Raw genomic sequence first — 24040 nt, 5'->3', positions numbered from 1 at the left:
TGTGAGGTTTGCTGCCACCAGCCCATGGGCTGCGTTGGGTTGGTTGCTACTGGGCATGATGTTGGGTGGTGCAATGGTGGGCTATGTGATGCAGCAGCCACCACTGGTCGAGAACCTGGGCTCAGAACATGAGCCCGGGGAAGAGCCCCCTGACATAGACCTGGGCTATGCGCAAGCCATGCTGGTGCACCATCAGCAAGCCTTGATGATGGCGTCCTACATGGTCAGCCCTGCTGTTTCCCAACCCGATCCCAATGTGGTCCAATTGGCCCGCCGCATTGTGCAGGTGCAGTCAGCAGAGGTTGAGCAGCTCAAAGGCTGGTTATTGGGTCGCGAAGCGCCCGTGTTGCCGTTGAATGGCGATCTGATGGCGTGGATGAAATCCGCAGATGCTGAACTGAATGTGGATGAGAAATTGTTCCTGGAGCGATGCAAGCAAAGCCCCTTGGGCATGGCTGGCTTGAGAATGCCGGAAGAACTGCAACAGCTGGGCGATGCCAATCTCCCCATGACAGACCGGCAGCGGCGCTTTCTTACCTGGATGATTGCCCACCACGAGGCCGCCATGGCCATGAGCACCTTGCCATCCCGGCGGGCCTTAACCCCCTACATTCGCCAATTGGCCAATGAGGTTCTGGTTCAACAGGCCCGCGAGGTGTTGATCATGAAGGCGCTGCTGAAACGCCTCAGCTAACCGGCAAGGAAAACTTCCAGATTTTCCAGGTGGTGGTGCCAAACTGCCGCGTGAGGCTGCCCGTGTTGTAGGGCAGCCCATAGCGGTCGGCCAGCGCCCGCACCCGTTGGGACATTTCCGGGTAGCGGTTGCTGGGCACATCCGGAAACAGGTGGTGCTCAATCTGGTGGCTCAGGTTACCCGACAAAATATGAAAAATTTTCCCGCCGCCGATATTCGCACTGCCCAGCAACTGGCGCAGGTACCAACGCGCGCGGGTTTCACCTTCCACCTCTTCCTTGGTGAAATGGTGTACCCCTTCCGGAAAGTGGCCACAAAAAATAATGACATTGGACCAAATGTTGCGCATGCCGTTGGCCACCAGGTTACCCAGTGCCACCACCACAAACGCATGCCACGCATTGCTCAACATGGGCAGGTTCATCACCACGGTCACGGGCACTGTGAATGCGGCACCCAGCAGTGGCCACAGCACATAGTCCTTCAGCAATTGGCGCTTCACTTTCCACCAAATGCGTTGGCCCATGGGTCCAATCTCGGACAGCTTTTTCTTGCCCTCAATCACCTTGTCCAGTTCCATGTCGTGTACGGCCACACCCCACTGGAACAGCATCATCAGAATGAAGTTGATGATGGGGTTGAGCAAAAACTGGGGTTTCCAGCGCTGTTGTTCGGATACCCGAAGTACCCCGTAGCCAATGTCGGGGTCTTTCTCGAACACATTGGTCCAGGTGTGGTGCACCACATTGTGACTGTGCTTCCATTGGTCGGAGGGGCACACATTGTCCCATTCCCAAGTGTTGGATTGAATCGCCGGGTCGCGCATCCAATCCCATTGGGCATGCATCACATTGTGGCCAATTTCCATGTTCTCGATGATTTTGGCGAGCCCCAGCATGGTGGCACCCACGCCAGCGATGGTGAGGAAGGCTGCCCAACTGTCAAAGCCCAGCCCGTTGCCCGGCAAAATAATCAGACTGAGAAACAAAATGATGCGCCCGGCCAGGGCCATGGAACGCTGCACCCGAATCAGGGTCAGGATGTAATGGCGATCCCGCTCACCCAGTGAATCCACCACCTCATTGCGGATGGCGTCCATTTCGCGGCCAAACTCTTCAATGTCGGCCGCACTCAAATGTGTTGGCATACCCATGGTTTTCTCCCCTTACACATCAATGGTTGCGTCGCCCACCGAGGCACACACGCAAATCTGAATCACTTGTCCGGCCTCGCTCAGCAGGGCGTTGGTGCGCAGGTCGCGCACACAGCCTTCCACCAGCTTGGCATCGCAGCCATGGCAAATGCCCATGCGGCAGCCGTGCTCGGGGTTCAGTCCGTTGTCTTCTGCAATGCGCAGCAGGTTGGTGGTGCCATCCGAATCCACCACCGTGCCGCTTTTGGAAAAGCTCACGCGCCCAGCCTGGCCCGGCTGGCTGCTGGTGGCGAGGGTTGCCCGGAAGCGCTCTGTGTGCAGTTGGCGCCTCAAGCCTTGTTGATCCCAAAAGGCTTCGAGTGCATCCAGCAGGGATTGTGGGCCGCAGGCATACACATCGCGCTCGCGCCAGTCTGGGCACAGGCTCATCAATTGAGCCTCGCTGAAGTGGTGGTGGGTAGACACTGGTGCATTCAGGTCGGCACCCACTTCCCGCGTAAACACCCGGCTTAAGTGGTAGCGGTTGTATTTGTTTTCCAGGGCGGTCAGTGCTTTGGAAAAAATCACATCCTGCGCATGGGGTGCATAGTGAATGTGGCATGCATCGGGGAAGCGCTCCTCTTTGTCCAGTGTGCTCAGCATGCTCATGATGGGGGTAATGCCGCTGCCCGCGGTAATGAACAGTGGGCGCACCGGCTGGGCGTCGGGCAAATAAAAGTCCCCTTGCGGAATACCGATGGGAATGTAGTCGCCCACCTTGAGCTGACGCACAATGTGGTTGGACACAAAACCATTCGGAATGGCTTTCACCGTGATGGTGAAGCAGCCGTCCATGGGCTCGGTGGCCGAGCTGATGGAGTAGGTGCGGGTAAAGTGCCGCCCTCCGATTGGAATGCCCACCCGCAGGTGTTGCCCCGGTTTGAAGCTTCGCCAGTTGCCGCCTGGGCGCAAGGTCAGTGTTCGGGCCGTGGATGTTTCATCCCACACTTTTTCAATGCGGGCTTGCAAGGTGTGGTCGGCCCACAAGGGGTTAACCAGTTCAATGTAGTGGGATGCTTTCAGTGGAAACGCGAATGCATCGCTCACTGTTTTAACAAGACGAAATACAGCATTGCCGCGGGGAGCGGTGCTCACATCCATGTCTTCCTCCTGGATTATTGGCCGATGTTCGTAGCCTGTATTCGGGGCTGGGTTTGGTTGCCCTCTTTGTGTCCGATCATGGCACAGGAGGGCGTAACAGAACAATGGATTTCTGCGTCGTGGGCCATACAGCCCTTGCAAGCACAGGCATTGAATGGCATTATTTGCTCACATTTCCAAAATATTCGAAATATGGAAAACAAAGACGCTGTTCAAAGCTTGGCTGCCTTGGCCCACGAAACCCGCCTGAACATCTTCCGGGCGCTGGTGGTGGCCGGGCCGCAGGGCCTCAATCCCGGTGTGTTGGCCGAGCAGGCGGGCATTCCTGCCGCCACGTTGTCCTTTCATTTGAAGGAATTGAGCCATGCGGGGCTGATTGTTGCGCGCCGCGAAAGCCGCAACCTGTTTTACACCGCCAGCTTTGCGCACATGAATGCCTTGCTGACATTTTTAACGGACAACTGTTGTGCAGGGCAGGGGTGTGAAACAGCAACCTCTCCAACCTGTTGTTAATCCAGGGCCACCATGACCACCCACGTTCTTATTTTGTGTACCCACAATTCCGCCCGCAGTGTGCTGGGCGAAGCCATGCTGAATCACCTCGCCCAGTCTTTGGGCAAAGATGTGCGTGCCCACAGTGCCGGCAGTTCACCCAAAGGGCAGGTCAATCCGTTTGCCCTGCAGGTGTTGAACGCGGCGGGCATTTCAACCGAGGGCGTGCGCAGCAAAAGCTGGGATGAATTTGCTCAACCCGCTGCACCCCAGATGAACATCGTGATCACCGTGTGCGACAGCGCAGCCGCCGAAACCTGCCCCTACTGGCCCGGTGCACCGGTGAAAGTGCACTGGGGCTTTCCGGACCCGTCCAATGCCCAAGGTGGTGATGAAGCCAAGCGCACCGCATTTGACATCACGCGGCAGGCCCTTGGTTACAAGCTGTTGCAGTTGCTGGCTTTGCCGCTGGATACCTTAAAGCCTGCCGAACTACAAGCGGCGTTGTCAGTGATTTCACGAAGCTAAAGCCATGCAACACACTTTGCCGGTTCGACTGGTTTCGGAATGCCTGGGCACTTTGCTCCTGCTGTGCACGGTGATTGGCTCGGGCATCATGGGGGTCAACCTGTCGCAGGGCAACGACGCCATTGCCCTTCTGGCCAATACCCTGGCCACAGTGTTTGGCCTGTTTGTACTCATCGAATTGTTTGGCTCGGTGGGCGGTGCCCACTTCAACCCGGTGGTCACCGGGGTGCAAGTGCTGCTGCGCCGCCAACCCGCGCGTGAGCTGCTGCCTTACATGGCGGCCCAGTTGCTGGGGGCTTGGCTGGGCGCTGTGCTGGCCAATGCCATGTTCGATTGGCCACTGTTTCACACAGCCCAGCATGTGCGCACAGGCGCAGGTGTTTGGCTGGGTGAAGTGGTGGCCACTGCTGGCTTGTTGTTGGTCATTGTGCTGGGCCAAGCCGATCGCATGTCCGCTTTGGTGGCCGCTTATATTGGCGCAGCTTACTGGTTTACGTCCTCCACCTCGTTTGCCAACCCGGCGGCTGTATTCGGGCGAATGTTTTCGGACAGCTTTGCAGGCATTGCGCCAGGCAGTGCACCCGCTTTTGTGGTGGCCGAAGCATTGGGGGGCTTGTTGGCTGTGGCGGTGGCTGTGGTGTTTAACCGCAGGCTCACTGCATGAGCTTCTAGAATGCCGTGAATTCACTCAGTGACCGCATAGAGCTGTCCTCACAATTTCACACTCGCCCACCGTGTGGCTGCCAGTGCATTTGGCCCGCAGGCGTTGGAGTTCTGCTTTCAATGCGTGAAGCTGGGTTAGCCGTTGCTCCACCACCGCCAGTTGTTGATCGATGGCGTCGTTGATGGGCTCGCACGAGGCCTGCGGCGAATGCTTGAGCACCAGCAGTTTGCGAATATCGTCCAGCGGCATGTCCATGTTTCGGCAAAACACCACAAAGGCCAAGTCTTCCAAGTGGTGTTCCCCATAGCTGCGGTAATTGGCCGTTGTCCGTTCGGGCTGGCACAGCAGGTTTTCTTTTTCGTAAAAGCGAATGGTCTCTACCGACACACCCACGCGCTCGGCCAGTTCTCCAATTTTCATGCAGGGCTCCACAGGGCTTGACCCTGAAGTGGCTTCAGGGTTTTAAATGCAGCTTAACCCGATCCACCTTGGAGAAGCAAATGCCCGGCTGTACGCATTGTCACGACGATGACCACGACCACCACAATACCCATCCGGCCAGCCGTTCCCCGGCCTATCGTCGTGTTTTGTGGGTTGCTTTGAGCGTCAACGCGGGCATGTTTGTGTTTGAAATCGCGTCTGGTTTGAAGGCAGACTCGGCTTCCCTATTGGCCGATTCACTGGACTTTCTGGGCGATGCCGCCAACTATGCGGTGTCGCTGTTTGTACTCGGGATGGCTCTGCAAGTGCGGGCCAGGGCGGCCTTGGTGAAAGGCCTCACCTTGGGTGCATTCGGTGTGGGCGTGTTGGGTGTGACGGCTTACAACGCACTCACTGGGCAGTTGCCACAGCCGTGGACCATGGGTGTGGTGTCGGTGGCAGCATTGTTCGCGAATGTGTTGGTGGCCTTGCTGCTTTACCGCTGGCGCGATGGCGATGCCAACATGCACTCGGTGTGGCTGTGCAGCCGCAACGACGCCATTGGCAACATCGCTGTGTTTCTGGCCGCGGTGGCCGTGCAGTTCACAGGGCAATCCTGGCCCGATTGGGCGGTGGCCGTGTTGATGGCGCTGCTGGGCTTGAGTGCGGCCCGCACTATTGTGAAGCGCGCACTCGGTGAGCTTGCATCTGCAGCGCTGCAAAGCACGACAGGCCAAACACCACGGCCAAAAACAAAAAGCCCTGTGCATACGCCATCGCCACACCCTGGTGGTGGGCTGCATACAGCGACTCACGCCAATCCACCAGCACAGCCACCACAGCCACACCCATCACACCACCCAGCTGGCGGGCATAGCTGAACACCACAGACGATTGCCCCAGCTGGGCGCTGTCCAGATGCCGCAAGGTGGCCAGGCTCAGCGCCGGCAAAATCATCCCCAAACCAATGCGGCCAATCACGGTGGCCGCAATAATCTGGCCGTAGGGCATGTGTGTGGCTTGCAGCGCAAACATCGCGAATGAACTGCCAAACACGGCCAGGCCCAGCACCGTGATCCACTTGGGCGGGTAGTGATCAGCCATTCGGCCTGCCAAGGGCAGCATCAACACCAAGGCAATGCCAGACGGCACCAGGGCAATACCGGCGTCGCTGGCGCTGTAGCCCAGCGCGTGCTGCAAAAACACCGGAATAAGATAGGTTGATGCATACAACCCAAACCCATAGGAAAACGACACCACCGTGCCCATGGAAAAGGTGCGTTCACCAAATAGGCCCAGGGAAATGATGGGCGCCGAGTTGCGCAGGGCATGGCGGCGATACAGCGCTGCTGCACCCAGTGCCACCATCACCGGTGCGGCAAACCGACATGACAACAACCCACTGTGTTGCAGGCTTGAAACGCTTTCCACCAAGGCCAGTGTGGCCACGGTCAGCCAGCATAGCCCGGTCCAGTCAAATGCGTTGTGCTTGATCTCGCGTGGTGCTGGCAGCAAAAAGATTGCGGCCAATCCGGAAGCCAACGCGAAGGGCAGGCCCAGCAAAAAAATCGAGGGCCAACCAAAGTGATCCAGTAGCAGGCCGCCAAAGGACGGCGCAATGGCGGGTGTGAGTGCAATGCTGAAGGTGAGAATACCCGAGGCACGGCCTTGCATTTCTGCTGGAATAAGGCGCATCAGCGCCATGGTGCCCATGGGCTGCAGCACGCCCGTGGCCAGGCCTTGAAACACCCGGGCCAGTACCACCACGGTAAAACTGGATGCAAAAAAGCCAGTAAAGCTGGCCGCAGTCAGCACCAGCAGGGCGCCCAAAAACACCACGCGAAAACCCAAGCGGTCCAGCAGCCAACTGGTGGGCAACATGCCCACGGTCATGGCGGCCAGAAAACCGGTCATGGCCCATTGAATTTGGCTTTGTCCCAACTGAAAATGCGCACTCAGGGCAGGCACTGCCACATTAAAGCTGGATGTGCACAACACCCCAGCCACCGTGCCAAAGCCCAAAATGAAGAGTGCCATCCATTTGTAGCGCTCACCAAAACGGTTCAGCAGTTCATCGTAGGTGTAGGGGGCTTGAAGCAGGGGCATGGTGTGAAAGCTGAACCGAGGTGTGTGGCCGTTATTATTCCTCATCCTTCGTCGAGCATTCGGCCGCTTTGGGGTTCAAGTGGCAACGCACCCGTTTGAGCATGGTCATCATCTTGGGGTCGTACACGCCATCTTTCGTCAATTGAAGTCGGGCCTGTTGCATCATGATGTTGTATTTCTCCTGGTCGGCGGGCGCCACATCCATCCAGTATTTGGTCGGCACCTGCTTCTCGATGTTTCGAATGGTGGCAATCGCTTGGTCCACATAACTCAACCCAAACTTGCGCATTTTCATCAAGCGGTCATCCAGGTCGGGCACCTCCTTTTCAAGGCGTGTGCGGTTGATGACCGCAGAGCCCGTTACGTTGATCAGCGGCATTTTGTAAATGCCGCCTTTCGTTCCAAGCCCGCGGTACAGCTCCAGGGGCGCAAAGGCCAATGCGGGTGCCGCCACAATGTCCACCACACCATTGTTGAATTTTTGTGCAAAGTTGGTGATGTCACTGGGCACGGGCTGCGCACCCAATTGCTGAATCATTTTGGCTTGGCTGCGGTCCCAGTCCATCACCGCCACTTTTTTGCCCGCCGCTTTTTCAATTGAATTGATGGCGCGATCATTCACCATCACATAGGCAGCGCCCAGCGGGGCCATGCCCACCACTTGGTATTTCCCGCTAATGGACAGCGGATAAGTTTTGTCGCTGCCCATCATCAGTTGCAGGGCCACCTTCACGTGTTCGTAACTGGGCAGAGCACCCACGGCATCGAAGCTGCCCATGAAATTGTTGAACATGCGTGCCCGCAAGGTGGTCAGCCCCACCGCTTCGCATTGGCCCGTGCGGAACGATTCTGCTGCCACACTCTCATTGGTGAACGGAATGAGTTCGACGAACAGATTCCACTTGCGGGCTTCAATGGCCACGTCTTGCGCAATGCTGTACACCGGGCCCGATTTTCCCAGAATGTCGAAGATGCAAATCTTCACATACAAGGGTTTGGCCAGCGGTTTCATTTCCTTCATCAACTGGTCTGAAACACTGCCGATCATGCCGGGCGGCATTTTGGGAATATCCTGCGCATGGCTCGGTGTGCCGCCGGTGGCCAGTGCACACAGGCATAGCGCTGCGAATACCGCGCGGTGAATCAATCGGTTCATGGGGTGTGTGTCTCCGTCTCTCAGCGCAATGGTTGGCTGGTTTTTGATGTGTCTGTTTTCAGTGTACTCCACCCCTTCACGCCCAGTTCATGGCCAATGCCGCCCATGATCCGCTCCATGCCGTCCACCAACTCGTTCATGGGTTGTTTGAAATCGGTGGCAATCCAGCCCTGACACAGGTGGATGATGGACCCCACCATGCCCTTGGCCAGCACTCGGAATACTGGATCGGGCGGGGCGGGTTTTTGCAGGAATGGGCGGGTGAAGTCCAACAGCAAATTCACAAATTCATCATAGCGATTGCCATACAGTTGCCCGATGAGGCTTCGCACGGACTGGGCCTCAATCATCATCAGTCGTGCCTTGGCGGGGTTCGCTTTCACAAATCCAAAGGTGGCCATCAAGCCCGCCTTGACCAATTGGCGTGCGTCGGTGAGGTGAGGGGCTGTTCCCTCGAGAATATGGGCAATGTATTGCCGGCTAACCATGTCATAGCTGGCCACCAGCAGCGCCTCCCGCGATTCAAACGCCTCGTAAAAGTAGCGTTTGGTCAGCCCCGCCTGAGCACACACTGAATCGATCGACACCGCTGCAAACCCGTGTTGACCGATCAATTCAATGGCAGCGGCAATCAACTGTTGCCGTCGCGCCTTCTGGCGTTCCTGGGCCGACTTGCCAGCATAAGCGCGTTGGGGTGGGGAGGCGGTGGGTTGGGTCATGGGCAACAGTTTGTATTTGACACTGTACCGTATCACATATATTCTGACACCAATACGTGTCACATAAATAAACCATGCGTTCCGAACTGCAAAACCCGCGTCAACTTGTCCGCATGGCTCATTGGTGGTCGATGTGGCTTTGCCTGCCATGGTTGCTGATGGTCACTGCGTGTGGCCCATCGTCGGATGGGGCCGTTGCCCCAGCACAACGCACATCAGCAAGCCAAGGCAACACCCCGGCGTGTCCGCGTTCAGACTCAGCACCCGCTGGGCTTTACCCCGTGACCGCGTGGAAAGCAGCCCCCAGTGATGCACTCATCACGCACCCCATCTCCGGGTTGTCGGTGCGCCACGCCTTGGCACCGCATTGGGGAGGCGATTGGGTGCGCCTGCGCTTGAGCAATCGGTATTCCACGGCACCGGTCACCCTTGAGAACCTTCACATTGCGAAGGAAAAGTCGCCCGGCCTGCCAGACATGGTTGCTGGCACTGAATGCCTGTTGACCTTCAATGGGCAGCCCCGAGTCACCTTGCAAGCCGGGCAAACCGTGCTCAGCGATTGGGTGCAATACCCCTTGCGTGCCTTCGAACGGGTGGGGGTCAGTTTTTACGCCCCGGAAGCCACACCCCAATTGACTCGCCACCTCAACGCCAATGAACTGGTGTATGTCAGCATGCCGGGCGACCATGCAGCCGAGGCCGCAGGCGGTGCTTACCAGGCCACACCCGATGGTTATGCCAGTAATTTTTTGGTGATCGAAGCGCTGGAAACGGCCGCCTCAAAATCGGTGAGCACCTTGGTCGCCGTGGGCGACTCCATCACCGATGGGTCCGACTCCACCACCGGTTTTAAAGATGGCCAGCCATCACCCATGACATCGACCGACCAACGCTACCCAGACCACCTGCAGCGCAGGCTGTTGACTGCAGGCTTGCCGCTGACCGTGGCCAACGCAGGCATCGGTGGCAACGAATTGTTGAAGGATGGCTGGCTGCCGCAGTTTGGCAAAGCCCTGTTGGACCGGTTTGATGCGGATGTGTTGCAAACCGCTGGCGTTACCCATGTGCTGCTCATGATCGGCACCAATGATTTTGGAAACCCGAAGGCTGGGCTACCCCCCACATCCGAAGCGTTGATTGCCGGGTACAAAGAGTTGATTGCCCGGGCACACCGGGCCGGCTTGAACATTGTGTTGGGAACCATACCGCCTGCCGAGGGCGCTGTCACGGAGGGGCTGCTGGTGCCATTGAGGGTCATGCATGGCACTGAACAGGCACGCCGGGGCCGTGATGAAGTGAATGCCTGGATACGCCAGCAAACCTTGAGCGATGGTGTGGTGGATTTTGCAACATGCCTGGAAGACCCCAAACGCCCGGGTTACCTGGCACCGCAGTACAACAGTGGCGACAATCTGCACCCAACGCCGGCCGGATATGCCGCCATGGCGCAATGTGTGGACCTTCGCTTGTTTCAAACCATGGATTGAGTACGCGGTGATGTTGAATACCCAGTTGGTTCGATGTGTTTGGTCGTGCAGCGGAATCCTGCTCCTGGCTTCCTGTAATCTGGGCGGCCAATCCGAAAACCAAACCCGTACAGCGGCCCAGGCCACAAATCCATCCGAGTTCAATCAACAGGCCCAAACCGTGAGCCTACGCTCTACCGATGGACGGGTTCAAATCGACAAAAAACCCTTGCGCATTCGTTTTTACAATGCGCGGGATGAATTGGTGCTGGCACAAAACAGCGATACAGGGGGCGCCCTGCAACCGGGCGTGGTGTTGGATGAACCCTTGGGTAGCGACTATGTGCCCGATGTTTTGCTGCATGCGCCCTTCAGTTTTCTGGTGGGTGGCCAAGCGTCGCCCCAAATTCGGGCAACACCCTGGGTGGGCAATACCCTCACCAGTGCGTCCTTGGGTATTCAGTACCATGGCACAGAAGTCACTGCTGTCAAAGCGGCAGGGGCGGGGATTGAACTCACCATCGCCACCAACGACCCCAGCGGGCGTACCCTGCAGGCCGTCATTCTTCCAGACCCTGTGGGTGGTTTTTCGGTCAAGGTACAAGCCATGCCAGCGCAGGGTGTGGCCTTCATGGCCGACAGTTTCGAGATGCAGGACACCGAATCCTTCCACGGATTTGGTGGGCGCCACAATGCGGTCAACCAGCGGGGAAAATCGCTGAGCAATTTCATTCAGGCCCAGAATGTGGGTGCTGGGCCTGCCAGCCCTGTGGCAGGGCCTTTGTCGGGTCGAGGGGATCGTTTCATGTTCCCGTCTGGGGAAGATTCGGCCTACTACATTTCCACGGCCTTTGCCTCCACAGGCGGATATGGCTTTTTCCTGGACAGCACCCGGCCTTCCCGCTACAACCTCGGCGCTGCCAATCCCAAGGCTTGGCAGGTCAATGTCAGCGGGGCGGAATTGAGCTACCTGGTATTGCCTGGTGACGTGGCGCAAAGCCTTCAGCGCCTGTCTGCCGTACAAGGCCGGCACCGGGTGCCCGACCCAGCCGACCTGGGGCCCACGCTGTCCCGCGCTGTGCGGGTGCTGTCTGCGCAGGCAGACGACGCTGCCAGCTACGAAGCCAAAGTGATGGACGACATTGCCCGCATCGACAAAGACAAACTGCCGATTAAAGGGTATGCCTTTGAAGGCTGGGAAATTCTCTCGCGGGATGTCAGCCGCGCCATCATCGGCGAACTTCACAACCGGGGCATTCGCGCCTATTTGTACATTCGAAATTATGTGGGACTAGACCCTGCCAACACCGAGCGACCGGAGACCTTCACCGAGGCCTTGAGCCAAGGCTATGTGGTGAAAGACACCACAGGCCTGCCGTATCTGTTTGGTACGCCCTTTGGTGGTGTGGGCGCAGCCGTCGACTTTACCAACCCGGAGGCCGTCACCTGGTGGAATGGCCGCATTCGGGAAATGCTGGTGGACCTGGGGGCCGATGGCTTTATGCAAGACTTCGGCGAACACATCGCCCTGGACATGCAATTCCACGATGGCAGCACCGGTGAAACCATGCACAACCAGTATCCCACCCTGTTTCACCAAACCACCCGCAAGGTGGTGGACGACATCGAAGCCAAAACCGGCCGGCGGATTTTCTTCTGGACCCGGGCGGGATACTCGGGCCGGCAAGGCAGCTCAGCATTTGAATCGGCCAACTTCCCAGGTGACGAAACCAGCGACTGGTCGCGCGCGTCAGGCTTGGCCTCGCTCACCACCGACATGCTCAGCCGCAGCGCCACAGGTTCCTATGGATTCAACACCGACATCGGTGGGTACTTTGACTACCACACTGGCGCACCCGATGCAGAACTCTTTACGCGCTGGTCATTCTGGGCGGCGCTTTCACCGGTGTTCCGGGTTCACAATTCTTCCAGCAACGGTGTGCGGATGCCCTGGTTTTATGGCGACACAACCCTTGCACACTGGACCAAGGCGGCCAAGCTCCATGCCGCAGCATCCCCACTGATCATGCGCCTGTGGCAGGAAGCGCAAACCACGGGCATACCGCCCACCCGCGGCTTGTGGTTCCATTTTCCAGACGATGACAAAGCCCGCAATGCCGACCAGGAGTGGATGTTGGGCCCCGACGTCTTGGTGGCCCCGGTGGTCACACAAGGTGCTACCAGCCGGGCGGTGTATTTACCCAAAGGCTGCTGGTTGCATGTGGACAGTGGTCAGCAATTTCAGGGGCCTGGGGATGTTAATGTGAAAGCTCCCATCGACTCGTTGCCGTATTTTTTCAGGTGTGGCAGCAAACCCTTTTGAGCATGAATCCTTCGTTGAATTGGCGAACCCCCAGTGCCCAGCAACTGGCCATGTTGGCCTTGCTACCCAAAGACCGGGGTGTGTATGCGCTTTGGCACTGGCGGTGGCCACAGGGCCAATCGCCCGCTGCTGGTTTGCAATCCGCCGTTCAAGCACTTCGGCAACTGGGCGGCGCAGTGCTCAGCCACGCGCAGTGTGATCAGCTGTTCATTGGCGAATCCGACGCACGGTGGCACACCGTGGCTGTGTGGTCACTGCCCAGCGCAGCAGCATTGCACACGCTGGTTCAAGGTGTGGCACTGAAGGCACTCGGGGAGCAAGCCGATGCGGTGAATGCGTTGGTGGCCTTGCAGCCAGCCTGCTTCACACACCATGCGATGCAGCTTACTCAAAAGGTGATGGGCTTCCTGCCGCCCCCCAAAGCCAGTCAATCCATTCCGATGGACATGATGGCCGGTGGCGTGAACCCCAGTCCGTCTCAATTTGAAGTCTATCGGCACAGCCCGCAACGCACACCCATTCACATGGTCAATCTGCTGAAGTTTCGGGCGCACCCGGACTACAACGGGGCAGCAGATCAATCCTTGAGCGGCAAGCAAGCCTATGCCCAACGCTATGGCGCGGTGGCAGCCCAGTGCATTTTCCGCTTGGGTGGCAACATGGTGGCCATGGGGCGTTACAAACTCACCTTGATCGGCGCAGAGGGTGACCCCTCCCCTGGGCTGTGGGATGAAATCGCCGTGTTGCAATACCCAGGCCGATACGCCTTCCTCAACATGTTGTCCAACCCGCGCTATCAGGCCGCAGCCTTGCATCGCCAAGCGGCGCTGGAGCGCACAGCGCTGTGGGCCACTACACCAACGGGGTGAGGCTGTTGCCGGGGTCGGGCTGGCCTTTTCGAATGGCAAACACCCGCTTGCGTGCACGCTCCCGCGCGGCATGAATATTCACCAGTGGGGCAGGGTACGTTGGCGACAGGTGTTCCGGGACCCAGCGCTGCACGTAGTCCCCTTGCTCGTCTTGTTCCGCTTGTTGTTTCACGGGGTCGTAGATCAATGGCCCTGACAAGCGGGATGAACCTGCATGAATTTGCACCTGCGAAAAATGAATAAAAGGCTCGAAATCCACAAAAGCACACGCCAGGTGGTGCGCCACTTGTTGCCAGGGCAACCACAGTTCATTGAGGGCAAATGAGGTCACCATGCCGCGCATGCGCATGGGTATCCAGCCGGTGTGGTTGAGTTGTCGCATGGCTGCATCCACCATGGGGACACCGGTCTGCCCGCCTGCCCAAGCCTCAAACCAACCGGTTGTTTCGCTGTGTTCCCGCAATCCGTTAAAACCGGCGATGTCACATTGAACCTCGCTGTGCGGGTGTACTTCCATGGCCTGCGCATACATGCTCCGCCAATGCATGCGGTCGGCAAAAAACTTGGCACAACCCGTGATTTTGTCCTGGCTGATTCGGTCTAGCCCAGGCAGCGCCGCCTCGTACACGGTGTTTAAACGCTGCAGCACAAAACGGTCCGACACCACACCGTAGGCCAGGTAGGGGCTCAAGCGGCTGCAACCGTGTTCAGCCAGGCTGGGGTTGGACAGCGAGCCCGGGTAGCGGAACAGGTTTTTTTCCTGAAAAAATGTGGCAATGAGTGCATGGGCCTGCCGCATGCCGCCTTTCATGGCCTGTGGCGCAGGGGGCGATTTCAGTGCAGGTCGCTGATGGGGGGGATTGCCAAGCTCAAGCGGTGAGCCTGGTGTGAAAGCCCACCTGTGTTGAATCGCTGGGTTTGCGGCATGGATTTTTTTCAAGGAGGTGAGCGGTGTATAGGCACTGTCGTCCAAATAGGCCTTGAAGTTGTACTTCAAATACCCATCTCGCCCGCGATGCACGCCATTCTGCGGCAGCTCGTGCAGGGCAATGCCCTGTTGCTTGCACCAACGGCGCACGGTTTGGTCACGTTCATAGCCCCACAGGGTTGTTACTTCCTGATAAGCCCAAATCGCGGTGATGGGCGCCTGTGCATGTAGCCGCGCAAAAATCGCCACCGCATCGCCTGTGGTTTCGGCCAAGTCCCCACCGGCTGCCCGGTAGGCCAACCGAAGGTCGTCCAGTGATTCATGCACAAATTGCTGGTGGCTGCCCGACACATAGGGTTGCGCCAACCAGCCCGGTTCGTGAATGTAGAGGGGCAGCAACTCACTGTCGCCCGACTGTTCAAGTGCGCGTTGAAGGGGAACATGGTCAACGGTGCGCAGGTCGCGTTTGTGCCAGATGAGTTGCATGGAGCAGTTTGGGTTGATGCGTTGAATATTTTAATGGACGTGGAAAGAATTCATGTTCTGGCGCAGCAATTGCTCAGCCTCACCCCTCAATTAACCCGGAAGGTTACACATCGGGTGATCATTTCGCTCATGTTATACGTGGGTCTTTACCCTACTGTTTTCTATACAGTTGAAGTGAGGCTACAGTCATGAACCGGTTGATCTATCTTTCCAGTGCATCGCTAGTTGTACACGTTATTTTCACACTAGCTGGGTGTTTGCAATCCAAACCTTTGCTCGAAGGTCACTGGGCCGTTGTCCGGGTTGTGGACTCTGCACCCATTTCAGCAATGGGCCCCGACGATGAGCAAGCCCATGTGGGTCAAACTTTCTTGTTCAAGCCCAACGAATGGGCGTTTGAAGACATGGTTTGCAACGAACCCACTGCACATTCGACGCCGACACTACCCCAAACGTTTTTTGATGAATACCGAATCGAACCAGAACAAGATTGGTTGAAAGGTTCCAGGGTGGTCGAGTTCAAGTGTCAGCGGGGTGACTTTGTGTCTCCGGTTCTTCTTAAGGATGGCCGTTTTTTGTTTGTGTTGGATGGGGTGTTGTTTGAAGCAAAACAGATTGAGCCGCACTCACCGTGAGTCGTTTTTTGCAAAAGTGTTCACTAAATTCGTTAATTTAGGTGCTTCAAAATAAGATCAATAAAATCAATTATTTATAAACAAAATAAGTGTACATTTGTACTCTTCTGACACTTTGCTCTAGTTTTTTCAGCAAAATTTCTTGCAGAAAACAGGGGTTTTTCGTTACATTGGTGCACATCTGTTCACTAATGTGGAAAACGCCATGAGAACCAACAGCCAATTGTCCAGCAAAGTTGTTCGCGGACTGTCCAAAATTCTGGGTCAGGAATTCGTCAATTTCTGGCTTGAGCAAGCTGGCAGCACCCATTCTACAGACCGTTGCCTGGCTGAAGTGGTGCGCATTGACCGTGAAACCGCCGATGCGGTGAGCGTGTGGTTGCGCCCCAATGCCTTGTTCAAAGGTTTCCAGGCTGGCCAACACGTGAACCTCAGTGTCACCATTGATGAAGTGGTGCACACCCGTTCTTACAGCTTCAGCAGCGCGCCCACCGACAGCGGTTTGGTGCGCCTCACCATCAAGCAAACCCCAACCGGTTTGGTTTCACGCTACGCAGTGAACCAGCTTGCCGTGGGCACCGTGGTTGAACTGGGCGATGTGTTTGGTGACATGACCCTTGCACACACACAGCCTACACTGAACCAACAACGTCCCACCATGCTGCTGTTGGCAGCCGGTAGCGGCATTACACCCATGATCAGCCTGATTGAAGAGCTGGAAGCGCAAGGCTGGCCAGCCGATGTTACGTTGATGAGCTGGGCCCGCAACCCAGCCGATGTGTTGTTTGACGCCACCTTGGCAGCAAAAACCAATGCGCACTTCAACTATGTGCGCTTGCTGGAAAGCGGTGCCAACCTGGCGGAAGGTGACTTGGCAGGCCGCCCCAGCGCCGAACAATTCGCAGCCGTTGCCGGCAACCTGGAAACCACCGATGTGTATGCCTGCGGCCCTGATGGCTTCATGAATGCACTGCGCGGCATTCTGGGCGATACACCCAAAAGCTTTCACGCTGAATCGTTCACACCGATGGCACTCACCATCGATGACGACGCGGAGGTGAAAACCTTCACCGTCACCTTGACCAAAAGCAATCGCATTGTTGAAGTGAGCAACAACAAACCCTTGCTCAAGGCTTTGCAAGAGCAGGGCATCAACCCACCCCACGGCTGTGGCATGGGCATTTGCAACACCTGCTCCTGCGAAAAGCTGACAGGCACCACGCAAAACATGCAAAACAAATCGGTGTGCGGCACCAACAACACAGCCTTGCGCCTGTGTATCAACGCCGCCCAAGGCCCAGTGTCACTGGACCTGTAAAAACCAACATTCAAAATACCGGAGCACATCATGAGAAAAGCTGACCGCACATTGAGCCCCGCTGAACTGGAACAGTTTGGCGCCGAAATTGAAGCCATTCGCCAAAAGCATTTGGCGGATGTGGGCGAACGCGATGCCAAGTACATCACCAAAATCGAAAAGGCCGTGCGCTACACCGAGATCGCAGGCCGTGGCCTCTTGATGGCCGGCATTTTCCCGCCAGCGTTTGTATTGGGCACGCTCACCTTGGGCGTATCCAAAATTCTGGAGAACATGGAGCTGGGCCACAATGTGATGCATGGCCAGTACGACTTCATGCAGAACAAGCGGCTGATGGGCCAAACCTATGAGTGGGATACCTGGTGTACTTCTGATAACTGGCGCTACAGCCACAACTACCGCCACCACACCTTCACCAACGTGCTGGGCGAGGACCATGACATCGGTTACGGCGTGCTGCGCTTGTTCCCGGAACAGAAATGGGAGCCGCGTTTTCTGGCCAACATCCCCATGATGGCTTTGCTGGCCACCTTCTTTGAAAACCTGCTGGCTTTGCAAACGCTTGAACTTGAAAAAGTGATCAGCGGCGAAAAAACCCTGAAAGAAACCAAAGACCGCGCCATTCCAACCTTGAAGAAAGCCTGGCGCCAAATCGCCAAGGACTACATCTTCTTCCCGCTGTTGGCTGGCCCCTTCTTGTTGCCGGTGCTGGCAGGTAATTTCCTGGCCAACATCATTCGCAATTACTGGACCTTCACGATTATTTTCTGCGGCCACTTCACAGCCGATTCGGAAGTGTTCGACAAGTCGGTGGTGGATGGTGAGTCGCAAGCGCATTGGTACCTGCGCCAATTGAAGGGTTCATCGAACCTGACCGGCGGCAAGCTGTTCCACATCATGTCTGGCAACTTGAGCCACCAAATTGAACATCACCTGTTCCCGGAGGTGCCTGCACACCGGTATGCAGAAATGTCGGTTGAAGTGCAGGAAATTTGCAAGCGCTATGGCCAGCATTACAACAAGGCATCGATTGTTAAACAGTTCTCCACGGTTGTGGGCCGTGCATTCAAGTACAGCTTGCCCAGCTTGAAGCGCAAGAGTCAGGAAGCGTTGGCTGTTTGATCACATGAGCCCTGATTTGCGGGGCTACAAATGAAAAAAGCCCGAGGTTTTTAAAACCTCGGGCTTTTTGTATTCTTGGTGGGTCGTGCAAGATTCGAACTTGCGACCAAAGGATTAAAAGCAAAAAAACTTTCCATTTTTAATCAAAACAAACGTGCTGTGTTCAAGCGGTAGTTTGTTTTAGAAAGTACTTTTTATGTAAATATATCAATAACCTAGGTGTTAATTTGTACGTTCGGATCCCTTATGTTGACTGGGCGCGTTTGAATGTACCTGGGTACCAGTTTGGTACCAGTTTTACACATCAGGTGCTTTCGCCTATGGAAATGAAAAAATGGGAAGAAGAAGTAAGCAGGAAATTGAGCAGCGTTTCTCGGGTGGCAAAAGTATTGTTTGGACTACCCCGCCTATCGTGGACAACTCCCGGCTAATATTTGGACTACCCCGCCTATCGTGGACAACTCCCGGCTAATATTTGAGCATAGGAGAAAGTCATCATGAGTGGACAAAGGTATACCCCAGAATTTAAAGACGAAGCCGTCAAACAGGTTATTGACCGTGGCTACACCATCGCTGAGGTATCGGAGCGACTTGGCGTTTCGTCCCACAGTCTTTACAAGTGGGTCAACGCGGTAAAGCCCACAGAGACCGAGCAGCAAAAAAATGAGTTGCTTGAAGCTAAAAGTGAAATTTTGAAATTGCGCTCCCAACTTCGGCGCACCGAAGAGGAGCGAGATATTTTAAAAAAGGCCGCAAGGTACTTTGCAAGCCAGCCCGAGTAAAGTACCAATTTATTAACGAGCACCAACAAGAGTTTCGTGTGGCCACAATGTGCAGAGTGCTGCGCATTGCCAGGGCTGGATTTTATGCATGGCTGCACAAACCTGTTTCTGACCGCGCGATTGAAGATCACCGATTGTTGGAATTGATTCGAGCTTCTTACTCGGCCAGTCGTGGTGTGTACGGCGCACGTCGCGTGTTTCAGGACATGCCAGAAGCCGGTGAGTTGTGTGGCAAACATCGTGTGGCTAAAATCATGCGAGTCAACCAGATCAAGGCTTTGCGCGGGTATAAGGCACCACGCCCGATTGCTGGCCGGCCTTCCATCATTGCCCCGAATCGATTGGAGCGTGAGTTCACAGTCAATGAGCCAGACACAGCCTGGGTCACTGACATTACTTATATTCGAACTTGGCAGGGTTGGCTTTATTTAGCAGTCGTAGTGGATTTGTATTCGCGCAAAGTGGTTGGCTGGTCAATGAAACCATCCTTGAATCGAGAAATTGTACTGGATGCTTTGCTGATGGCTTTGTGGCGCAGACACCCCAAGAAAAAGGTACTTGTACACTCAGATCAAGGCTCGCAATACAGCAGTGATGACTGGTTGCGATTCTGTAAAACCCACCAGCTTGAGCCCAGCATGAGTCGGCGTGGAAACTGTTGGGACAACGCCGTTGCCGAATCTTTTTTTAGTAGTTTGAAAAAGGAGCGAATCAAAAAACGTATCTACAAAACGCGTGATCTGGCCAAGGAAGATATCTTCGATTACATTGAAGCGTTTTACAACCGAACCCGAAGGCATTCCCATCTCGGTGGGGTCAGCCCAGAGGTCTTTGAAACAGCCTCAAAATGAGGCTCCGGTTTGTCAATGAAAGCCGGGGTTGTCCACGGACGCGACGGAGAGCGAATCCTAATTGCGAAAATGAATTGATACAAAAATTCAGCAATTTTTTATTTTTTTAAAAAACATGCAAGCACGGACCTCAAAAAACTTGCGCCTAACGGATAGGGCCTGCCTAGATAATGGCAAGCGAGTGTCCATAGCATGAAAGGCATATTGAACAAGCTACTAAAAATAGCGGTCTCAAATGGCGTTGAGGCTGCGATAAGGTTACACATTGCAAAAGGTGATAATCTGAATGCCCGTGATGACGCGGGCAACACGCCGCTAATGATCGCGGCCAGAAAAAAACAGACCAACGCTTGCAGACTGCTGCTGGAGAACGGCGCGGATCCACTCTTATTGAACTTAGAGGGGAAGAATGCAGTCAGCATAGCCTCAGAGGCAGGGTATAGCGAGACCGCAGCGCTCATACAGTCATTCGTTTCAATTCCAGTTGCAGCTCAGCCGACGGATCAGGTAGCAGAACCACCTTCTTCTGGTACAACCGAACAGGTAACGCACCCCTCTGCAGTGTCAAACGACTTCACAATTGACCTTAATCAGGATGAATTAGATTCGGAATGGAGTATCGGGGACTGGGAGCCAGAAGAAGAGGCCCATCCTCCTGAAGAAGATCCTGAAATTGCGCTCAAGGTTAAAGTTCAGCAGAAAGCGATTTCAGAGCACGTTGCGATTGACACTTCGGCCGACTGGGAAGATTTTGACGTCTCTCTTCCCGAGTTTGCAGAACCGATTGTCAGGACTGCAATCGCTGAAACACGTGCTGCAGTTAGAGGTGCACTGCTGAGAGTCTTGCGGGAAGGAAGTGTTCCGGACTTACAGATCCAAGATATTGCGTCGTCGGAATTTGGAATTGAAGATCTGGATTTCTCCAACAATATTCGTCAGGTCATTAACGATCTGGGGGGGCAGACGGACGAACGACACGAATATATTTCCATATTTGATGCCTTCACGGGTCACCTTAATGAAGAAGAGACGGCCGAGGAAGAGCGTACCTTAAATAGTGCCCTCGAATATCTAGACGAGCTTTCGGGGTCATCAAATGACCTAGGGCGCCTTTACATACGACAAATGGGCAGGGGTGAACTGCTCTCACGTGAAGGCGAAATCAAAGTAGCCAATCGCATTGAAAAAGGTCTGAAGGAAATTACAGAGGAGATTAGTACATCCCCTGCTACCATTGCCGAAATCCTGCGTATGGTGAGGGAAATCCGTGAAGGCAAGGTTGTGATTTCCACCTTGGTAGCTGGCTTCTTCAACGCCGACATGATCGACGACCCTGTGACCGAAGAAGACTTCGCCGAGTTCGACGATACCGACGAAGACGAAAACCATAGCGAGTCCCAAGCACAGAACAAGCATCTTGAGGAACTGAAAAACCAGGCTTTGGAACGGTTTGATAAGGTTGCCAATCTGTTTGAACAACTGCACAAGGTCTACGAGAAGGAGGGTTGGGGAACACCCAACCACGTTAGGGCTCGGACTGCGCTGTCTGAAGAGTTGATGACTATTCGGTTCACTACCAAAGCTATTGAGAAGCTGTGCGACATCGTGCGTGGCCAGGTGGACGATGTACGCAGGAACGAGCGCGAGCTTCGCAGCATCATCGTAAATAAGTGCGGCTACCCGCATAACCAATTCGTGATTGAATTCAGTGATCGCGATATACAGGACAACCTTGTAGCTTCAAAATTACTCGACCTCAACTGGGTAGAGGGTCAGGCCGTATCTGGGATGCCCTGGGCTACTAACATAGGGCGGCATATTTCCCAGATTCAGGATATTCAACGAAATCTGATCGACTTGCAGCATCGCGTTATGGTTCCACTGGATGAACTTAAGAACATCAATAAACGCATGAACGCTGGCGAACGCGCCTGCCGAGAAGCCAGGAAAGAAATGATTGAAGCCAACCTTCGGCTTGTGCTGTCGATCGCGAAAAAGTACACCAATAGAGGCTTAGAATTTCTTGATCTAGTACAGGAAGGAAATATCGGCCTGATGAAGGCCGTGGACAAATTTCAATATCGTCTGGGCTACAAGTTTTCGACCTATGCCACATGGTGGATACGTCAAGCTATTACCCGCGCCATCGCCGACCAGGCCCGTACCATACGTATTCCGGTGCACATGATTGAAACCATCAACAAACTTAATCGGATCTCTCGTCAATATCTACAGGAGCACGGGACCAAGGCTAACGTTTCCGTTTTATCGGATCGAATGGAGATACCCGAGGACAAGATTCGACAGATAGTAACATTCGATATGGAGATCGTACCCCTTGATACGTTAATCGATAAAGAGGGAAATCTGCAAACTGAGCTCATTGCAGATGGTGCTCAATCCGCTCCCATGAATGCCGCATTGCTGCACAATATTCATGTGACAGTAAGGGACATGCTGGATAGTTTGACACTTAATGAGGCACGTATTTTACGGATGCGGTTTGGAATAGACCTGTCAACAGATCACACGCTTGAAGAAATTGGACAGGCATTCGGTGTAACAAGAGAACGCATCCGACAGATTGAGGCCAAAGCCATGAGCAAGTTGAAACACCCATCCCGCAGCGACAAACTCAAAGACCTAATGGATATCGCTCATGAGTCCATACAAACAAAATAATCAGCTGGCTACAAGGAGCGCACCACCAAGGGCCAGCGCAATGCTGGAATCCCTGCGCGGGCTCGGTTACTCTACCGCTGCTGCACTAGCTGACATCATCGACAATAGCTTTTCCGCTGACGCCACTACAGTAGATATTCAATTTAACTGGAAAGAGACGTCGAGTAATATCCATATTCTGGACAATGGGTCCGGGATGAGTGACCAAGAGCTTGAGAGCGCCATGACACTAGGCGATAAAAACCCTCTCGACGCACGATCACCGCACGATCTTGGCCGATTCGGCATGGGACTTAAGACTGCCTCGTTTTCTCAATGCAAACGCCTCACAGTTGCATCCAGAAAGAACGGTGTCACCAGCTGTCTCCGATGGGATCTGGATCTGCTCAAAGCTAATCCGGATATCGGATGGGTCCTAATTGAAGGACCGGCACCCGGCTCCGAGGACCTGCCCGCAAAGCTGGATTCCCTCGATCACGGGACAATCGTGATATGGGAGGTTCTTGACCGCGTCGTCACCGAAAGCTTCACGGTCAATGACTTCTTGGCCTTAATGGAAGAGCAGGTCGAGCGTCACTTAGCTATGGTTTTTCACCGTTTACTCGAAGGACACCGTCCAAAGCTGCAACTCAACCTGAATGGTAAAAAGATCGAAGCGTGGGATCCTTTCCTGAGTGGTCATCCCGCAAAACCATGGACATCACCTGTCCAGAGGCACCGAACCTCATGCGGAGACATTGAAGTTCAATGCCACGTCCTACCTCACAGGGATAAGTTGTCAGATAACGAATACGAGATCAACGGTGGTCCTGCCGGGTGGAATGCTCAGCAAGGTTTTTACATTTATAGAAACCAGCGGCTTCTGGTCGCTGGTGGATGGTTGGGGCTGGGGCAGCCCAGGGCCTGGAACCGAGAAGAGCCATGCAGACTGGCTCGCATTCGACTAGATATCCCGAACACTGCAGATGCAGACTGGAAAATTGACGTCAAGAAGTCAGTTGCACGTCCTCCCGTAGCGTTGCGTCCTTGGTTGACTAGTATGGCCACTGACACGAGGGAGCGTGCCCGCCGGGTCTTTGCATATCGGGGAAGCCCAACGAGAGTCAATACGAATACACCAATCGAGCAAGCTTGGAAGGTGGAACGCACGTCCAAGGGAATTCGCTATAGGATTGACGAGGCGCATCCGAGCATTGCTGCGGTTCTTGACGACGCCACCTCTACCCAGAAGGATCTGATCATCAGCATGATCAGGGTCATTGAAGAGACTGTCCCTGTTCAAAAAATCTGGCTGGACACCGCCGAGCAAAAAGAAACGCCTGTGACAAGCTTTGCCTCCAGTTCTGATGAAGCTGTTTTGAAGGTAATGAAATCCCTGTTCAGAAACTTAGTTGTCCAAAAGGGCATGGATATCGAGGACGCTAGGGCGAGACTCGCCTGCACAGATCCTTTTCAGAATTTCCCTCATCTGATTGCACAGCTTTCCGTACCGGAATCCTGAATGCG

At 55.0% G+C, this 24040-nt stretch carries 20 protein-coding genes and 1 pseudogene; 14 read left to right on the top strand and 7 right to left on the bottom strand.

The window, feature by feature from the left end:
• Position 1: 1 nt before the first annotated feature.
• The gene (locus NQT62_RS01040; protein ID WP_256762679.1) at positions 2-694 is read left to right on the top strand and encodes a DUF305 domain-containing protein; all 693 of its coding nucleotides are present in this window, start codon (positions 2-4) and stop codon (positions 692-694) included.
• On the opposite strand, the gene NQT62_RS01035 is transcribed toward NQT62_RS01040, so the two are convergent.
• Positions 687-1847 (bottom strand): fatty acid desaturase family protein, encoded by a 1161-nt coding sequence (locus NQT62_RS01035; protein ID WP_256762678.1) that lies wholly within the window; start codon positions 1845-1847, stop codon positions 687-689. The genes NQT62_RS01040 and NQT62_RS01035 overlap by 8 nt on opposite strands.
• A 12-nt stretch (positions 1848-1859) precedes the next feature.
• A complete protein-coding gene (locus NQT62_RS01030) occupies positions 1860-2987 on the bottom strand; it encodes a ferredoxin reductase (RefSeq protein WP_256762677.1) in 1128 nt (375 codons plus the stop codon).
• Positions 2988-3179: 192 nt separating this feature from the next.
• Between NQT62_RS01030 and NQT62_RS01025 the strand changes: the two genes are divergently transcribed.
• Genes NQT62_RS01025 through NQT62_RS01015 form a run of 3 tightly spaced genes read left to right on the top strand, consistent with a single transcriptional unit; the run spans position 3180 to position 4671 of the window.
• Positions 3180-3500 carry an ArsR/SmtB family transcription factor gene (locus tag NQT62_RS01025; RefSeq protein ID WP_256763508.1) on the top strand — a complete coding sequence of 107 codons (321 nt, stop codon included), beginning with the start codon at positions 3180-3182 and terminating at the stop codon, positions 3498-3500.
• A gap of 12 nt (positions 3501-3512) precedes the next feature.
• Positions 3513-4007, top strand: coding sequence for an arsenate reductase ArsC (locus tag NQT62_RS01020; RefSeq protein WP_256762676.1), 495 nt, complete (start codon positions 3513-3515; stop codon positions 4005-4007).
• 4 nt (positions 4008-4011) lie between these two features.
• Positions 4012-4671: an aquaporin gene (locus NQT62_RS01015; RefSeq protein WP_256762675.1), complete on the top strand. Its 660-nt coding sequence runs from the start codon at positions 4012-4014 to the stop codon at positions 4669-4671.
• A 24-nt stretch (positions 4672-4695) separates the two neighbouring features.
• On the opposite strand, the gene NQT62_RS01010 is transcribed toward NQT62_RS01015, so the two are convergent.
• Positions 4696-5091 carry a Cd(II)/Pb(II)-responsive transcriptional regulator gene (locus NQT62_RS01010; protein WP_256762674.1) on the bottom strand — a complete coding sequence of 132 codons (396 nt, stop codon included), beginning with the start codon at positions 5089-5091 and terminating at the stop codon, positions 4696-4698.
• An 80-nt stretch (positions 5092-5171) separates the two neighbouring features.
• On the opposite strand from NQT62_RS01010, the gene NQT62_RS01005 reads away from it, so the two are divergent.
• Positions 5172-5972, top strand: coding sequence for a cation efflux transmembrane domain-containing protein (locus NQT62_RS01005; RefSeq protein ID WP_306173503.1), 801 nt, complete (start codon positions 5172-5174; stop codon positions 5970-5972).
• Here the strand turns inward: NQT62_RS01005 and NQT62_RS01000 are convergent.
• From NQT62_RS01000 to NQT62_RS00990, 3 genes and pseudogenes are all read right to left on the bottom strand, one after another.
• Positions 5950-7128 (bottom strand): annotated as a pseudogene (locus tag NQT62_RS01000) (MFS transporter); the annotation flags it as partial. The gene NQT62_RS01005 and the pseudogene NQT62_RS01000 overlap by 23 nt on opposite strands.
• Positions 7129-7231: 103 nt before the next feature.
• Positions 7232-8353, bottom strand: coding sequence for a putative solute-binding protein (locus NQT62_RS00995; RefSeq protein ID WP_256762673.1), 1122 nt, complete (start codon positions 8351-8353; stop codon positions 7232-7234).
• A 20-nt stretch (positions 8354-8373) separates the two neighbouring features.
• Entirely contained in the window at positions 8374-9072 is a 699-nt protein-coding gene (locus NQT62_RS00990; RefSeq protein ID WP_256762672.1) for a TetR/AcrR family transcriptional regulator, read from the bottom strand.
• 74 nt (positions 9073-9146) lie between these two features.
• Between NQT62_RS00990 and NQT62_RS00985 the strand changes: the two genes are divergently transcribed.
• The 3 genes from NQT62_RS00985 (at position 9147) to NQT62_RS00975 (ending at position 13730) form a co-directional block, all read left to right on the top strand.
• Entirely contained in the window at positions 9147-10559 is a 1413-nt protein-coding gene (locus NQT62_RS00985; RefSeq protein ID WP_256762671.1) for a GDSL-type esterase/lipase family protein, read from the top strand.
• Positions 10560-10719: 160 nt separating this feature from the next.
• Positions 10720-12861, top strand: coding sequence for a TIM-barrel domain-containing protein (locus NQT62_RS00980; protein ID WP_256762670.1), 2142 nt, complete (start codon positions 10720-10722; stop codon positions 12859-12861).
• A 2-nt stretch (positions 12862-12863) separates the two neighbouring features.
• Positions 12864-13730, top strand: coding sequence for a DUF1330 domain-containing protein (locus NQT62_RS00975; RefSeq protein ID WP_256762669.1), 867 nt, complete (start codon positions 12864-12866; stop codon positions 13728-13730).
• Here NQT62_RS00975 and NQT62_RS00970 read toward each other — a convergent pair.
• Positions 13714-15144, bottom strand: coding sequence for an FAD-binding domain-containing protein (locus NQT62_RS00970; protein ID WP_256762667.1), 1431 nt, complete (start codon positions 15142-15144; stop codon positions 13714-13716). The genes NQT62_RS00975 and NQT62_RS00970 overlap by 17 nt on opposite strands.
• A gap of 188 nt (positions 15145-15332) precedes the next feature.
• Here NQT62_RS00970 and NQT62_RS00965 point away from each other — a divergent pair, with 188 nt between their 5' ends.
• The 6 genes from NQT62_RS00965 to NQT62_RS00940 all read left to right on the top strand — a co-directional run bounded on the left by NQT62_RS00965 (position 15333) and on the right by NQT62_RS00940 (position 24035).
• Complete coding sequence (locus tag NQT62_RS00965) at positions 15333-15779, top strand: hypothetical protein (RefSeq protein WP_256762666.1); 447 nt, start codon at positions 15333-15335, stop codon at positions 15777-15779.
• A gap of 205 nt (positions 15780-15984) precedes the next feature.
• Complete coding sequence (locus NQT62_RS00960; RefSeq protein ID WP_256762665.1) at positions 15985-17097, top strand: ferredoxin reductase; 1113 nt, start codon at positions 15985-15987, stop codon at positions 17095-17097.
• A gap of 30 nt (positions 17098-17127) precedes the next feature.
• Positions 17128-18219, top strand: a complete 1092-nt coding sequence (locus NQT62_RS00955) for a fatty acid desaturase family protein (protein ID WP_256762664.1) — start codon at positions 17128-17130, stop codon at positions 18217-18219.
• Between the two features lie 497 nt (positions 18220-18716).
• A protein-coding gene (locus NQT62_RS00950) for an IS3 family transposase (RefSeq protein ID WP_256762663.1) occupies positions 18717-19852 on the top strand; the annotation gives its coding sequence in 2 pieces (ribosomal slippage) (positions 18717-18975 and positions 18975-19852; 1137 coding nt in all).
• A gap of 192 nt (positions 19853-20044) precedes the next feature.
• Positions 20045-22534 (top strand): RNA polymerase sigma factor RpoD, encoded by a 2490-nt coding sequence (gene rpoD / locus NQT62_RS00945; protein WP_256762661.1) that lies wholly within the window; start codon positions 20045-20047, stop codon positions 22532-22534.
• Positions 22512-24035 (top strand): ATP-binding protein, encoded by a 1524-nt coding sequence (locus NQT62_RS00940; RefSeq protein ID WP_256762660.1) that lies wholly within the window; start codon positions 22512-22514, stop codon positions 24033-24035. Before rpoD ends, NQT62_RS00940 begins: the two co-directional genes overlap by 23 nt.
• Positions 24036-24040: the final 5 nt, after the last annotated feature.

This window comes from Limnobacter humi (assembly GCF_024518835.1).
Taxonomy (GTDB): domain Bacteria; phylum Pseudomonadota; class Gammaproteobacteria; order Burkholderiales; family Burkholderiaceae_B; genus Limnobacter; species Limnobacter humi.
Note: the sequence above shows the minus strand (reverse complement) of the source record. Positions and strands in the feature narration are given on the sequence as shown.